Below are 265 nucleotides of genomic sequence, written 5' to 3' on the forward strand. Positions count from 1 at the left end.
TTCCTGGGCAGCTGCCGATCCAGGGCATGGCATCTTCGTCCCCTACCAGCTCATCAGTCGCCCCGCGCCCAGCCCTGTTTGTCGAGGACCACTGCCCTGCATGCACCGCTGAAGCCCAGCGTCTGCAAAGCAGTGACACCGCGTTCGATATCTACCTGGTGGGCAGCCAAGGCCAGGATGAACGCGTCCGTAGCTGGGCTCGGCAAGCGGACATTGATCCGGCCAAGGTCCAACGCAGGCAGATCACCCTGAACCATGATCGTGG

At 62.6% G+C, this 265-nt stretch carries 1 protein-coding gene; it reads right to left on the bottom strand.

Translation table 11 applies throughout. The annotated features are described in order from the left end of the window. Positions 1 to 53 precede the first annotated feature (53 nt). The coding region (locus KMS84_RS44640) for a hypothetical protein (protein WP_256921609.1) at positions 54 to 265 on the bottom strand (212 nt) is incomplete at its 5' end.

This window comes from Streptomyces hilarionis, assembly GCF_024539675.1.
Taxonomy (GTDB): domain Bacteria; phylum Actinomycetota; class Actinomycetes; order Streptomycetales; family Streptomycetaceae; genus Streptomyces; species Streptomyces hilarionis.